Here is a 14,075-nt window from a genome sequence, read left to right as displayed (position 1 = left end):
TCAATAGTTATCAGAAGCTTAGGTTTTTAGTTAACAATGGACCTCTTTAGCTAAAAACAGTAGTACTAATTCAAAATTAATTGCTGAGCGGTTTCCATGACCCCAGGGTAGTCTGCTTCAGGCAAGATGTCAGCAAGCTCCGCCAGTGCTTCACCTAATTTATGCAGTGAGTCAGCTGAAACATTGATATGCCCCATTTTTCTGCCCGGTTTCGCATCTTTGCCATACCAGTGACTGGTTGTCCCTGAGACAGCAAGAACTTGCGATGGAATGTGACTTTGCCCTAAAACATTAATCATCGCGGTTGGGCGAAGCAGCCTTGTATCACCAATCGGTAAACCGGCAACGGCGCGAATATGGTTTTCAAACTGGCTTACATGGGCACCTTGTTGAGACCAATGTCCTGAGTTATGTACCCTAGGCGCTATTTCATTAACCAATAATTGACCTTCAACATCGAAAAACTCAATAGCAAGTACACCAACATAATCGAGTGCATTCGCAAGTTTCGCAAATGCGTCTTCCGCTTGCGATTGAATATTGGCTTTCTCTTTCCCGGCAATTGATAAGGTCAGTACACCATTGGTATGCTGGTTTTCAGTCAACGGATAAATTTTACATTCGCCATTTTTTGCTCGCACACCAATAATCGACACTTCACGGTCAAACGGTATCATTTTTTCAGCAACGATAGAGTGAGGCTGTGCTTCAGTGCCTGCTTGCAAAAACTCGGACATTTCGGCCCAAGTACTATCTATTTCAGACTCTGATTTAACTCGCCATTGCCCTTTCCCATCATAGCCTGCCTGACAGGTTTTAACGACCAAAGGCATGCCTAACTCATCAATCGCTGTGAGAAAATGCGCTTTATCCGTAATGATTTTGAAAGGAGCACAAGGAACAGATGTTTTATCTAGTAGTGCTTTTTCTTTCGCGCGATCACCACCGGTGGCGATTGCTTCTGCGCCAGGGTAGAACTTACCGCTTTGTTCGCAAAGCGCTAAAACATCATGTGGAATATGTTCAAATTCGGCAGTGATGGCATCAACATTGTCAATGGCTTGCTGTAATGACTCTGGTGTTGTTGCAAAGGTAACGGGGTTTATTACCGTTTGACTGCCAACATCATAGGCCAACACTTTTATATCAAGATGAGTTGACGATAAGCTCATCATACGGGCTAACTGTCCCGCCCCTAAAACAAGAATATTCATGTTATTTCGCAGGATCTGGATTAGCTAATACCGTTTCTGTTTGTTCTTTTCTGAACGCTTCTACTTTTGCAAAAATCTCAGGCTGCTGACAACCTAAAATTTGAGCTGCTAACAAACCGGCGTTTGCAGCACCAGCGTCGCCAATCGCTAACGTACCTACCGCAACACCTTTAGGCATTTGGCAAATTGACAGTAATGAGTCCACGCCATTTAGCGTTTTTGATTTTACTGGAACGCCAAGTACAGGCAGACTTGTAAATGCTGCCGCCATACCTGGTAGGTGTGCAGCACCGCCAGCACCGGCAATGATAACTTTGATCCCACGTTCTGCTGCTGTCGAAGCATAATCCGCTAAAAGCTGTGGAGTACGGTGAGCTGAAACCACTTTAGTTTCATAATCAATACCAAATTTATCTAACATTTCAGCTGCATGTTGCATTGTAGGCCAGTCTGATTTTGAGCCCATAATGATGCCAACGGTCATAATAATTCCTCGACTAATTTTGAACGATACAGGGCTAAGGTCCTTCACACCTTAGCTGCGGGCATTATACCTGAGTTCGTCTTTAATGCGAAGAATCAACTTATTGCAATTATCACGCGATGACACCCTGAGTTATTTAGACTCTATCAATTCTTCAATACTTAATGCTTTAGCACGGTTAAAGTGAGAGAAAAACGTTTTAGGACCCATAATTAGGCATAGCACCGCGAGACCACCAGGGATCAGCACAATTTTTAAAGCTGGGCCAAGAATATAGCTGTAAAAAAAGATAAAAGGGATGAATAGAATGTATCCGATGAATAAGCTCAAATATTGCATAACAACTCCTATTGAAATTTAATGAGCACGCTCAATTATAATAATGAGCGCGCTCATTATTTGCAAACTTTATCTCTTAAATAATCTGGAATTGTGCTACACTCTCTTCGCAAATAAAAAGGTAACCATATGAAAAAAAGAGAAATTACGTACAATAAAATTCTCAGTGCTAGTTGGCAGCTTTTTCAAGACAATGGTTTTGAAAACACCACTACTCGGCAAATTGCCCAAGCAGCAAACGTGGCAACGGGAACGGTTTTCTCTCACTTCCCCACTAAGCTCGACATGCTCAAAGTCGCAATGCATAACCAAATAGATGAACTAATTAATGAAGCGAAAACATCAGATGAGCAGCATAGTGCCTGCTTAAAGTTACGCCACTATGCAAAGTATTTATTTGCTTTTTATCTTAGCAATAGAGATTTCAGTAAAGAGCTGCTTTGTGGGATTATTTGGCATAGCGAATTCTTTAAGGGGCAACTCAATTTGTTCAAACACTTGTTATTCAGTGAGCAGGAATACAATGAGTTGAAAGCAACCGTTATGATGGACTGCTACTTTATGACCTTATTAGAAGGGTTAAGCAATGAGCATAGTTCTGTTGACCAGATGCTGCATTCTCTATCTCAGAAGTTGAAACTGGTTAACCAATAAATTGTATGATGTGTTCTTTCTTTGAATATTCATACGAATTTACTTGTGCTTTTGAACTTCTGACCATATAAAGCATCTAGGACTAGTGTAATAAGCAAGTGCTTGGGAAAAGTTACTTAGTTCCTTATTTTTGTCTAACGAGGTCAAAATGAAACGCGTCATCTTATTCCTTATCACTAACTTAGCAGTGATGCTTGTGTTAGGAATTGTATTATCTATCTTAATGTCTGTGTTTGGTATTTCTAGCCGAAGCTATACAGGCATTATGGTTATTGCTGCCGTATTTGGATTCGGTGGTTCTTTTATCTCTCTTTACATGTCTAAGTGGATTGCAAAGAAATCAACAGGTGCCCATGTTATTGAGCAACCACGAAACGAAACTGAACATTGGTTAGTTTCTACTGTCGCAGAGCAAGCTAAAAAAGCAGGAATTGCGATGCCAGAAGTTGCGATTTACGACAGCCCTGAAATGAATGCGTTTGCAACCGGGCCGAGTAAAAATAACAGCTTAGTTGCTGTGAGTACTGGCCTACTCCACAACATGAATCAAGACCAAGCAGAGGCAGTGCTTGCGCACGAAGTGTCGCACGTTGCAAATGGCGACATGGTTACACTTACCTTGATCCAAGGTGTTGTAAATACCTTTGTTATATTCTTCGCTAAAGTATTGGCGGGTATTGTTGATAACTTCTTGAATGGCGATGAAGAAGAGTCAGGTGGAAGCTGGACATATTTTATTTTTGATATGATATTCCAGATCCTCTTTGGTATTTTGGCTTCTGTTGTTGTCGCTTACTTTAGTCGTAAACGAGAATTTGCAGCTGATAAAGGTGCAGCGGATTTAGTCGGTGCGCAAAAAATGCGTTCAGCACTAGAGCGTTTGAAGCACAACCATGAATCGCAATTAGAAGGCTCAATGATGGCTTTTGGTATTGCTTCAGGTAAGTCTATTGCAGACTTCTTTGCTTCTCACCCGCCACTTGATGAAAGAATTAAAGCACTTTCGTAACTCTTTTCACATTCATACTAGGGCAACGATTAAGTTGCCCTTTTTTATAGCTCAATTTTATACAGATTATTTCCAACAGCGCTAAACCCTATACGCTTGAGTAGGTTTAATGAACGGTGATTATCAGCCGATACATGCGCCAAAACCACATTGAGCTCAAACTCAATCTGGCTTTTGTTTGCAAATAGACAACGTAAAGCTTCAAACATCACGCCTTTACCCCAATAATCAGGCATTAATTCATAGCCTATATGTAGGCCCTCAATATCACCGTCTTCGTGATAGAAACCAATACATCCAATCACCGCTTTAGTGCTTTTACACACGAGGCAAAAACGACCACCTATACCTTCATATTGACGCTCAATATCCATTTGGATCATGCATTTAAGGTCTACTTCAGTGAGGTTATCGCCGTAATCGTTATACGCTTTTACCTGCGGTAAATTAAGTAACGCTAATAACTGCGGATTATCTTTGTGCCTTATGGGCCTGATGACTAGCCTTGGTGTTTCAAATTCCATAAAATGCTCAGGTCTAAGTATCTGCCGCAATGGTAGCACTTATTGCAGCACATATACCTTTCAATATTATGATCGCTTGCATTGCTTTATAATTTAGCATTTTTGGAGAATGAATATGAGTCAAGAGTTCACCGTTATCCCACCAACGACAAAGGTTTACTGCCCAGAGAGAGGTGAAGGCTGGACTTTAACGGGCATTACAGGGATCGATGAAAATGCATCAGTGATGTTTTCTGGCGTACGCTATACCATCTCAGCAAAAGAAATTGTTGAGTCATTATTGCCAAACTTTAAAAATAGGCAAGAATCAAATAATTAGTACTTTTTAACTATTTTACTGTTGTAAAAGTGTAAATTATGATCAATTATAGCGCTAGATTGCAAAGTCAATAATGGAAGCGCCCGCCTTAAAGGATTAAGTCATCGCATTGAGTTGGACTCAATTGCGAAGACATTGCTTTGTGTTGTTTTAAGTTACAGGACGTACACTTTTTAGGGTTCCTGCTATGTTAAAAGCATCACTCACAACACTTGGTTTACTCTCAACATTACTTTCCACATACACCTATGCAGATAGTTGCCCAGGTCAGGTTTTTGGTATTAACGCTGGCCGCGGCGATATTGGTATTTTGTTTGGCCTAGATGAAGGTGCAGGACAAGCCAGCGCCAATAGTTTAGCCGCTTTTAGTTCGGCAGCACTCGCCTATGATACTAGCAGTGCGCGTTGGTACTATGCATCCGCACCAAGGCCAATCGATTATAAAGTTGATACCAGTCATCTAAACTTACCAGCTGACGCAGATATTCCCATTGAAGGTAAAAAACATCGCTATGTTCAACTGGCATATTTTGATGGAACCTCTCATACCATAGTCGGTAGAACGGCTTATTTGGTGGGATTGGCATATGACAGCACAAACGATAGACTCATTGGAACGAGTTACGATTCTATTTACAGCATAGATAAAAACACAGGCGACGCGACTAAGCTCTCGGATCTCCCCTCATTGGCGGGAAAATACCGCGGCGATCTTGAGTTTTATAATGGTCGCTTAATCCTAGTCACGAGTGCAGCCGTTTACCAAGTTAATACCAACGACTTTTCTGTGACTAAATTATCTGATCACGACCTAACTGCCGTTACAGGGGCAAGCCTTAATAGTAACGGAGAGCTTATTATCAGTCGCGTTATCATTAATGACGCCGGACACACCAACAAAAGTGCGATTTATAAGTTAAACCCTGATACAGGAAGCACCTGTTATATCAATACATTACCAATACGAGTAAATGACCTTACATATAACCCAAATGGTAGCAGTACATGCTATACCGTTACTGGTTGCGGCGGCACACCAACCCCTCCTTCGCCACCGTCTTTTACGTTAACGAGTATTGAAAACACGGTTTATGAAGGAAGTACCCTTAGCTATCAAATTACCTTAAGTAAAGCCTTCGAGCAGGACGTCAGCTTTTCGGTGGCGGTCAATGATGTGACAACGCAATCAGATGACTACGTAGCACCATCTACTTCATTGGTAATACCTGTGGGCAGCACAACAGCTACCATTCAAATAGCAACAATAGACGATGCCGAGTACACTGGCGATCGGGAACTCTCTTTGAGCGTAACAGGCGTGAGCAATACCTCAGGCAATGAAACCCTATCGGGAAACATACTCGACAATGAAACCGCATGTGTGCCTGACAACTACACGCGGATCAATTACGCGTTCGTCAGAGAAGATTCGTTATTCAATAACGACTGGGGTATCAAAGTAAACGGCCAGTATATTAAATTGCTTGATGAATACGGCAGTGCCGGCAGCTATGACATCCTTCAAGGACAATCATTTACCTATGTGCTTGCAATTGATGGTAACAGCAATGCTCTATCAACCAAGTACCAAGTTGCAGGTACCAATCAACGTTGGGAAGATGAAAACGATAATGATTACAATGACTTTGAGGTCAGTGTGACAACACAAACCATTCAAAAAGGTTGTAACTAACAGACTCAAAGCGGCTTACTACCTTTAGAAGCCGCTTTGTTTAACCTGAACTCGGGATAAGAAGTTAGTTAATCCACTAAAATCACTAAGTTCAAAAGCGTAATATCACTCTAGCCAGAAGTTATTTCTTAATACAAGGCAAATTTGTGCGTCAATAGCTGGCCTATTGCAAGCAAATTTAACGCAGTAGTAAGGAATAACAGCTGCTAGAGAACAAATTGTTATCCCGAGTTTAGGTTATTTAATACTAACTGGTACCTGATTTTAGCTCAAACAACTCTAATAACGCTGAGCGAAGCTGTAGCTTTGGTGTGCCCTCACTGTAAGGCGCTGTTGCAAGCAGCGGACAGTCTAGACGAAGCTTTAAACTTTCAAGGTTTTCTTCAAACACAGACATCTCAGGGTCAATCTGGTTTGCAATCCACCCAACCAAATTCAGCCCTTTTTGCTTGATAGATTCTGCCGTTAAAAACGCATGATTCAAACAACCTAGCTTCATGCCAACCACTAAAATAACGGGAAGTTGTGCTCTGACGACCCAATCATACAGATATTCGTTGTCGTTAATGGGCAATGCCCAGCCACCTGCACCTTCACATAATATATACTCAGCGCCTAGTTGCTGAATTTCACTAAAGCGCTCATGTAGCTTATCGACTGTGATGTAAACATTTACCTGTCTTGCTGCAATATGCGGGGCAATTGCTGGTGCAAAACAAAATGGGTTAACTTGCTCGTAAGTACCGTGCACCGTCGCAGCTTCCATTAAACTGATAGCATCGACGTTCACTAGTTCACCAAATGCCTCTTCAGCATCCGCCGCAATCGGCTTAAAGCCAAAAGCCTTTTTGCCGTGCTTAGCCAACAGTTTCAGTAATAAAGTAGAAATATAGGTTTTACCTACTTCTGTGTCGGTCCCAGTTACAAAATATGCTTGATTCATTTCCTTAACTCCAAAAATCCGACTTGATAACTGACATCAAAACCATTTTCACTCTCAGGGTAGCTACTCAGCAGCTGAGCGTAAGCTGATTTGCCTAACAAACCTTGTCGACGAGAAGCGGTTTTTACATCGTTGGCACCGATATTTTTTACCGAGCGCAACGCCTTTAACGGTGTGTCATAACTATCAATCAATAACGCTTCATCCGCCCAAGTCACTGCGAATCCGGCTTGTAGAGCAAAAGATTTAAGTGCCAACAGCGAATAAAATGAATTGATATGGCCACACTCATCGATGGCTCGCCATGCGCTATCGATTTCGTTTAACGAGCCGTCAAGCACTGAGCTTAGCAACACTCGTCCTTCTTTTTTTAGTACTTCATACAACTGCGCAAACAACGCTTGCGGGGAATTAGACCACTGAATTGCAAAATTACTAAAGACTAAGTCGATACAATTTGACTGAATAGCGAGTTTATCCATATCACAGCAAACACTATTTGTCGTATTTTCAGCACTTGCCAACATAGCCAAGCTAAGATCCGCTCCAACATAATGATTCGTGAAGGCGTTTAATCTATGAAAGTTTTCATGTGGCCCGCATCCTAAATCGAGCAACCTAGGAAACATACGCACCGCACCAAGCTCGCTATTTTGCTGTGTTAAACGTGAAAAGAGTACATCTGCGGCCTGTTTTTGTACGTTGGCGTGTTGAGAGTATGATTGCGCGGCTTTTGAAAAGCACTTTGCTGTTTGCGTCTTTTGTGCTTTGCTCATGCTCCCTCCACTAAGGCCGAAACTAAATTGTCTATATCTTCGTGACTGTGCTGTGCCGTTATTGTTATTCGCAATCGTGCGGTATTTTGCGGAACCGTTGGTGGCCTTATAGCCCCAACCCAAAGTCCCTTTTCCTTAAGTTTATGTTGCGCCGCTAATACATTTTCGCTGCTACCATACACAAGAGGCTGTATGGCCGTATCACTTGGAATGGGAGATAAGTTGGTTTGTGCAACTAACGACTTAAAATAGTCGATGTTTACTTGTAATTTGTGTCTCGCTTCAGATGCAGCAAGCAATTTATTCAACTGGCATAATGCAACGCTTGCCATAATAGGCGACAACGCCGTTGTATAGATAAACTCACGATTAAATTGCGTCATGTAATTTATCACATCATGACTTGCTAATACCGCAGCTCCTTGACAGCCCATCGCTTTGCCAAAGGTGATCACCAAAATTTCAGGTTTAATGCCGCTTTCAATCGTGCCAAGTCCTTGCGCTCCCACAACGCCAAACGCATGAGCGTCGTCGACCATGAGCCACGCAGAATGAGACTTAGCCAGCACACTGATTTCAGATATCGGCGCTTTGTCTCCATCCATAGAAAACACCCCTTCAGTCACAATGAGTTTACTGTCGGCTTTGGTTTTTTCTAATCGAGACCTTAAGTGCGTCAAATCATTGTGATTAAAGCGAACAAACTTAGCGCTACCCGCTAAACCACCGTCTAACAGGCTGGCGTGGTTGAGCTTATCTTGGAACACCGCAGCGCTTAATTGCTTTTCTTGGGGCGTGAACAATGCCTTTAACACACTGGTATTAGCGGCAAAACCGCTTGGAAATAACAGTGCTGCATCATAACCCAAAACGCTGCAAAGCTTATCCTCTAGCTGACGGTGAATATCAAGATAACCCGTAACAAGCGCCGAACTACGGCTTCCGGCTTCAGTGCATGCGAGAGCGTTAAATTCCAACGAGTCTGCAAGTCCCAGGTAGTCATTGCTGGCAAAGTTAATATATTGCTGATCAGCAATTTTAATTCTACTTGCAGAGGCCTTTTCAACCACAATGCGTTTTCTTAGCAACCCTTCAGCGTGACGAGCTGCTAAGGCAGATTGAATATACTCAAACGACATTGATTAGTTGGCTTCGTAAAATAGCTCTGATGTCGCCTTGTCTGCAATTGCAGAGCTTAACGATGCCTCATAGGCCTCATCCGAATAATCTTCACGTTTTTCAGGGTTCATCCCAAGTTTTCTGATGAGATTCATATCGGCGTCTGCTTCCGGGTTTTCCGTGGTTAATAGCTTATCACCATAGAAAATTGAGTTAGCGCCAGCGAAGAAACACATCGACTGCATCTGTTCATTCATTGCCGTTCTACCTGCAGATAAACGCACGTAACTGTGTGGCATCATGATGCGCGCAACCGCAATAGTACGGATAAACTCAAAGTGATCGAGATCATCAACATTTTCAAGTGGCGTGCCCTTAACCTTAACAAGCATGTTAATCGGTACACTTTCTGGTTGTTTTGGCAGGTTTGCTAATTGGATCAGCAAGCCATAACGATCAGATGCCTGCTCTCCCATTCCTACAATACCACCAGAGCACACTTTCATTCCTGCATCTCTTACATGATCAAGGGTATCGAGTCTGTCTTGATAAGTTCTTGTCGTGATAATCTGCTCGTAGTATTCAGGTGAGGTGTCCAAATTATGGTTGTAATAATCCAGGCCCGCTTCTCTTAGCGTGTGCGCTTTTTGATTATCCAGTTTACCCAAAGTCATACAGGTTTCTAGACCTAGCTCTTTAACTTCTTTCACCATTTTGGCGATATAAGGCATATCTCTGTCTTTTGGATCAGACCAAGCGGCGCCCATACAAAAACGCGTCGCGCCCTTTTCTTTCGCCAACTTAGCTTGAGTTACAACCTTTTCCACTTCCATCAAACGCTCTCGTTCAAGATCAGTTTTGTAATGACCTGACTGTGGGCAGTATTTGCAATCTTCAGGACAGGCACCCGTTTTGATAGACAGCAAAGTGGAGATTTGAACTTCATTGGGATTGAAGTGTTTGCGGTGAATACTTGCTGCATAAAAAAGTAAGTCGTTAAAAGGCATGGTGAACAGTGTTTTTACTTCTTCATGTGTCCAATCGTGTCTTAGCGCGCCTAATTCCATATTTTCATTCTCTTTTTATTCTTGCCTAAATTTACAACACGAGTATTTTCTAGTGATTAAATTTAGCGCAGTCAAACTGACGGTGATTGGCTTAGTCTACTTCTTAGCTTAGTATTGTCAACGTTACATGCGCCAACAAGGTTTACAAATGAGCAATAAACAGACAATCAATATTGAATTTGATCGCAAGCATATATGGCACCCTTATACATCGATGATTGACCCTCTGCCCGTCTATCCAGCCGCAAGAACATTCGATAACAAAATTGAGCTTGAAACTGGCGAAACTCTCATTGACGGTATGGCATCCTGGTGGAGTGCTGTGCATGGTTATGGTCATCCAGAAATAATCACGGCGATAAAAAATCAAGCAGACACGATGAGCCATGTCATGTTTGGGGGGCTAACTCATCAGCCTGCCGTGGAGTTATGCAAACTACTTGTGGAGCTAACCCCAGCCCCACTTAATCGAGTATTTCTAGCCGACGGTGGCTCAGTCAGTGTTGAAGTTGCAATCAAAATGGCGATCCAATATTGGTTGAGTAAAGGCAAAAAGAACAAAACCCAAATAATGACAGCCAAAAAAGGCTATCACGGTGATACATTCGCGGCGATGAGCGTTTGCGACCCTGTGAATTCGATGCACGCGATGTACCAAGGCTTTTTACCTGAGCAAGTGTTTGTCGATGCCCCTAAAAGTGAGTTTTACGGCAGCCAAAGCCAAGATGAACTTAACACGTTAGAAACCGCATTTGCTGCTCATCATGAAAAGGTCGCGGCATTTATCATCGAACCGATAGTACAAAATGCAGGCGGTATGAACTTCTACCACCCTGAATATCTCAAGGCGATTCGAGCGCTATGCGATAAGTATGAGGTGCTACTAATTTTAGATGAAATTGCGACTGGATTTGGCCGTACAGGTAAAATGTTTGCCTGTGAACACGCAGGGATCTCACCGGATATTATGTGTGTTGGCAAAGCGCTTACTGGCGGAAACATGACGCTCGCGGCCACTTTGGCAACAGAAGATGTGGCTTTGGGTATTAGCCAAGGCGAAGCGAAAGTGTTAATGCACGGACCAACTTTTATGGGAAACCCGCTAGCGTGTGCCGCCGCAGTTGCTAGTCTCACTATCTTAAAGCGCCAAGAAACAATGGCCAATATTGAACGAGTCGCGAGCGCGCTTAACGCACTCAAGCGCTGTCTTAATCTAAATGCAGTAATAGATGTCAGGGTTCTTGGTGCGATTGGCGTGGTGGAAGTGGAAAGGGTTGTTGATGTTGCAAAAATCCAAAAATTCTTTATTCAGAAAGGTGTCTGGATAAGACCATTTGGCAAGCTAATTTATATTATGCCGCCTTATATCACCTCAAATGAAGATATTGAATCACTCATTGACGCGATTTATATTGCCATTGACGGCGAACACTTCTAAAACACAATAAATTTGGAATTAGGTCTATTTCATGACCTAATTCTAACAATGCAATCTAAAATCATGGCGCATAATCAATAAAATTACGTTATTTCGAACTTTCCTCGCTTTGTACCTGAAATGACATCAATGGTATGTTACTATGCTCGCTTTTATCATTAGCAAATGAGAAAAGAGACATATTATCTATGCAGCAAACCGTCAAATTGCAGCCAGCTGAAGCTTATCAGCCCCCTCGTTTTACTGTTTACCAACACCGCCAAATTGATAAGATTGAGCAATTGGATAAACTACCTGAACACCTTCGCTTTCAAATGAAAGTCGTCGCCAACGTGTTTCCTTTTCGCGTTAATAACTTTGTCATTGAAGAGCTCATCGATTGGGACAAAGTGCCTAATGACCCTGTTTTTCAATTAACTTTCCCACAGCGCGGTATGTTGGATGACGAGTCATACGAGCAAATGGCCAACTTGTTAAGTCGTGAACATACACCAGAAGAAGTGTTTAACCTTGCCACCAAAATTCGTCAAAAGTTAAACCCGCACCCAGCTGGTCAAATGGAAAAAAATGTTCCTGAGTATGAAGGTGAACGCGTAGACGGAATCCAACACAAATATAAAGAAACAGTGTTGTTTTTCCCGTCTCAAGGACAATACTGCCACTCATATTGCACTTTCTGCTTCCGCTGGGCGCAGTTTGTTGGAAAGGCAACTCGCTTCAATAATAACGACGCCGAGCTGCTTCACAACTACTTAGCCGAACACACTGAAGTGACCGATCTATTGATGACTGGTGGCGATCCTATGGTAATGCGCACCGTTAAATTGCGTAAATACCTAGAGGCGCTAAAAGAACCAAGGTTTGACCATATTCGTACCATCAGGATCGGTACTAAATCTCTCACTTTTTGGCCTTTTAGATACGTCACCGATCCAGATGCACAAGAGCTGTTAGCCTTACTAAAAGAGCTGGTTGATGCCGGAAAGCATGTGTCAATCATGGCGCACGTTAACCACAAACAAGAACTGCGTACTGATGTCACACGTGAAGCGATTAAACTCATCCGCAAAACAGGTGCACAGATCAGAACACAAGCACCGCTTTTAAATAATATAAACGTAGACGCTGACATGTGGGCTGACATGTGGAAAGAGCAAACACAGCTTGGCATGATCCCCTACTACATGTTTATCGAGCGTGATACCGGCGCTAAGCGTTACTTTGAAATCCCGTTACATAAAACGTGGGAAACTTTCCGTGAAGCTTATAAGCAAGTCTCTGGTGTGAGCCGCACAGTTCGAGGCCCTTCAATGAGTGCAGGTCCTGGAAAAGTTGAAGTGTCTGGCGTAACCGAAGTCGCGGGCGAAAAAGTATTTGTGCTGCGCTTTATTCAAGCTCGAAACCCTGACTGGGTGCAGCGTCCATTCTTTGCCAAGTTCGACGAGAATGCCCACTGGCTGGATGACTTAAAGCCAGCATTTGGCGAAGAGAAGTTTTTCTGGCAGGACGAGTACGACGCCATGTAAATGTAAAAATATCAAAAAGCCAGCAAATTGCTGGCTTTTATTTTATCTGGCGCATTTAAATAACCTAGTGCTTGAATAAGATACGAGCTAACTCATTGCTTTTAAAATCACAGTGAATTATTTCCTTATCTAGCCAGATAGTTTTGCAGATAACTGGCTGCTAAAAGCATTAATTTGAATAATGTTTTAACTGTATCTATCAGGTTTGATTGCTAGAAATTAATCAAATCTGACTGTCGAATAAGGGCCAAATTCGGCCGTTCAATAGCAACATCATATCTTAAACCTAATTGCGATAACGGACACTCGACTGACTCGTATTTGGACAAAATGAGTAGGGAGAACGTCTGTATTAGGTGAGTTTCGCATAAAAATTTCTATGGCGCGAAGTTAATGGCCTTGTTAGTAGCTATGTCCAAAGCGCCCACCTGATGTAAATTAAACGAATTAGCATCTGGTTTTCTTCTTGATACTTTTCTTCGCTACAAGGAATATCGTCTTCATCATGAGATTGCCACCAAGCATACAACGCTTCTAGTTCCTTCTTGGCTGCTCGATGTTTATCATCAGCGTCCCAATCAGTATGACCGCTTAATAACTCTTCCTTTTCTACGCAATCAGAAAGTAGCTGAAAACAAGCATGGAGCATGACGGAATCTTTATCCCGCCATCCTTCATTAAGAGTATCAATTTTCAAAATATTTCCAGGTTCCACGGATTTCCTTTTGGCTACTAACGCCCAATTAAGGTGTGAAGCACGCGACCACTTCACTCAACTTGACCACCGTAAACACAAAACTCAACCCAAACCAAAAATGCCAAGCGTGCTGAATCACTCTTAAATTGTTTGTGTACGCCCGACATGGGCATTAACTAATGAGGTGAAAGTCCTCTGTAGGAAGATCACCGTTTAAATAACTGATTGTTATTAAACGATAACTACTAGCGAATGGCAAGTGCAAATCCGCGA

15 protein-coding genes are annotated in these 14,075 nt (G+C 42.4%); 6 read left to right on the top strand and 9 right to left on the bottom strand.

Annotation, left to right across the window (positions count from 1 at the left end; genetic code table 11):
- Positions 1-65: 65 nt before the first annotated feature.
- From ABMY45_RS19325 to ABMY45_RS19315, 3 genes are all read right to left on the bottom strand, one after another.
- A complete protein-coding gene (locus tag ABMY45_RS19325) occupies positions 66-1,214 on the bottom strand; it encodes a 5-(carboxyamino)imidazole ribonucleotide synthase (RefSeq protein ID WP_349289359.1) in 1,149 nt (382 codons plus the stop codon).
- A gap of 1 nt (position 1,215) precedes the next feature.
- Positions 1,216-1,698 (bottom strand): 5-(carboxyamino)imidazole ribonucleotide mutase, encoded by a 483-nt coding sequence (gene purE / locus ABMY45_RS19320; RefSeq protein ID WP_010372883.1) that lies wholly within the window; start codon positions 1,696-1,698, stop codon positions 1,216-1,218.
- Positions 1,699-1,830: 132 nt separating this feature from the next.
- Positions 1,831-2,037, bottom strand: coding sequence for a hypothetical protein (locus tag ABMY45_RS19315; protein WP_174168861.1), 207 nt, complete (start codon positions 2,035-2,037; stop codon positions 1,831-1,833).
- Positions 2,038-2,166: 129 nt separating this feature from the next.
- On the opposite strand from ABMY45_RS19315, the gene ABMY45_RS19310 reads away from it, so the two are divergent.
- Positions 2,167-2,691 carry a TetR/AcrR family transcriptional regulator gene (locus tag ABMY45_RS19310; RefSeq protein WP_349289358.1) on the top strand — a complete coding sequence of 175 codons (525 nt, stop codon included), beginning with the start codon at positions 2,167-2,169 and terminating at the stop codon, positions 2,689-2,691.
- 148 nt (positions 2,692-2,839) lie between these two features.
- Complete coding sequence (htpX, locus tag ABMY45_RS19305) at positions 2,840-3,700, top strand: protease HtpX (protein WP_206472955.1); 861 nt, start codon at positions 2,840-2,842, stop codon at positions 3,698-3,700.
- 44 nt (positions 3,701-3,744) lie between these two features.
- Here the strand turns inward: htpX and ABMY45_RS19300 are convergent, their stop codons facing one another.
- Positions 3,745-4,224 (bottom strand): GNAT family N-acetyltransferase, encoded by a 480-nt coding sequence (locus ABMY45_RS19300; protein ID WP_206472957.1) that lies wholly within the window; start codon positions 4,222-4,224, stop codon positions 3,745-3,747.
- Positions 4,225-4,339: 115 nt separating this feature from the next.
- Here ABMY45_RS19300 and ABMY45_RS19295 point away from each other — a divergent pair, with 115 nt between their 5' ends.
- Together ABMY45_RS19295 and ABMY45_RS19290 are read left to right on the top strand one after the other, a co-directional pair.
- Positions 4,340-4,543, top strand: a complete 204-nt coding sequence (locus ABMY45_RS19295) for a hypothetical protein (protein WP_010604778.1) — start codon at positions 4,340-4,342, stop codon at positions 4,541-4,543.
- A gap of 187 nt (positions 4,544-4,730) precedes the next feature.
- Positions 4,731-6,236 carry a hemolysin gene (locus tag ABMY45_RS19290; RefSeq protein WP_206472959.1) on the top strand — a complete coding sequence of 502 codons (1,506 nt, stop codon included), beginning with the start codon at positions 4,731-4,733 and terminating at the stop codon, positions 6,234-6,236.
- A gap of 247 nt (positions 6,237-6,483) precedes the next feature.
- On the opposite strand, the gene bioD is transcribed toward ABMY45_RS19290, so the two are convergent.
- Genes bioD through bioB form a run of 4 tightly spaced genes read right to left on the bottom strand, consistent with a single transcriptional unit; the run spans position 6,484 to position 10,141 of the window.
- Positions 6,484-7,179, bottom strand: a complete 696-nt coding sequence (bioD, locus tag ABMY45_RS19285; RefSeq protein ID WP_227387123.1) for a dethiobiotin synthase — start codon at positions 7,177-7,179, stop codon at positions 6,484-6,486.
- A complete protein-coding gene (locus ABMY45_RS19280) occupies positions 7,176-7,955 on the bottom strand; it encodes a methyltransferase domain-containing protein (RefSeq protein WP_206472963.1) in 780 nt (259 codons plus the stop codon). Before ABMY45_RS19280 ends, bioD begins: the two co-directional genes overlap by 4 nt.
- Positions 7,952-9,094, bottom strand: a complete 1,143-nt coding sequence (locus tag ABMY45_RS19275; RefSeq protein WP_206472965.1) for an 8-amino-7-oxononanoate synthase — start codon at positions 9,092-9,094, stop codon at positions 7,952-7,954. The genes ABMY45_RS19280 and ABMY45_RS19275 overlap by 4 nt, the downstream gene beginning before the upstream one ends.
- 3 nt (positions 9,095-9,097) lie before the next feature.
- Positions 9,098-10,141 (bottom strand): biotin synthase BioB, encoded by a 1,044-nt coding sequence (gene bioB, locus ABMY45_RS19270; RefSeq protein WP_010604783.1) that lies wholly within the window; start codon positions 10,139-10,141, stop codon positions 9,098-9,100.
- 148 nt (positions 10,142-10,289) lie between these two features.
- Between bioB and bioA the strand changes: the two genes are divergently transcribed.
- Together bioA and ABMY45_RS19260 are read left to right on the top strand one after the other, a co-directional pair.
- Positions 10,290-11,579, top strand: a complete 1,290-nt coding sequence (gene bioA, locus ABMY45_RS19265; protein WP_349289357.1) for an adenosylmethionine--8-amino-7-oxononanoate transaminase — start codon at positions 10,290-10,292, stop codon at positions 11,577-11,579.
- Positions 11,580-11,767: 188 nt separating this feature from the next.
- Positions 11,768-13,105: a lysine 2,3-aminomutase gene (locus ABMY45_RS19260; protein ID WP_102056818.1), complete on the top strand. Its 1,338-nt coding sequence runs from the start codon at positions 11,768-11,770 to the stop codon at positions 13,103-13,105.
- A gap of 409 nt (positions 13,106-13,514) precedes the next feature.
- Here ABMY45_RS19260 and ABMY45_RS19255 read toward each other — a convergent pair whose 3' ends face one another.
- The gene (locus tag ABMY45_RS19255) at positions 13,515-13,754 is read right to left on the bottom strand and encodes a hypothetical protein (RefSeq protein WP_349289356.1); all 240 of its coding nucleotides are present in this window, start codon (positions 13,752-13,754) and stop codon (positions 13,515-13,517) included.
- Between the last annotated feature and the right edge of the window lie 321 nt (positions 13,755-14,075).

The sequence above is a fragment of the Pseudoalteromonas sp. XMcav11-Q genome (genome assembly GCF_040104525.1).
GTDB lineage: Bacteria > Pseudomonadota > Gammaproteobacteria > Enterobacterales > Alteromonadaceae > Pseudoalteromonas.
This window is presented reverse-complemented; position numbering and strand designations above follow the sequence as displayed.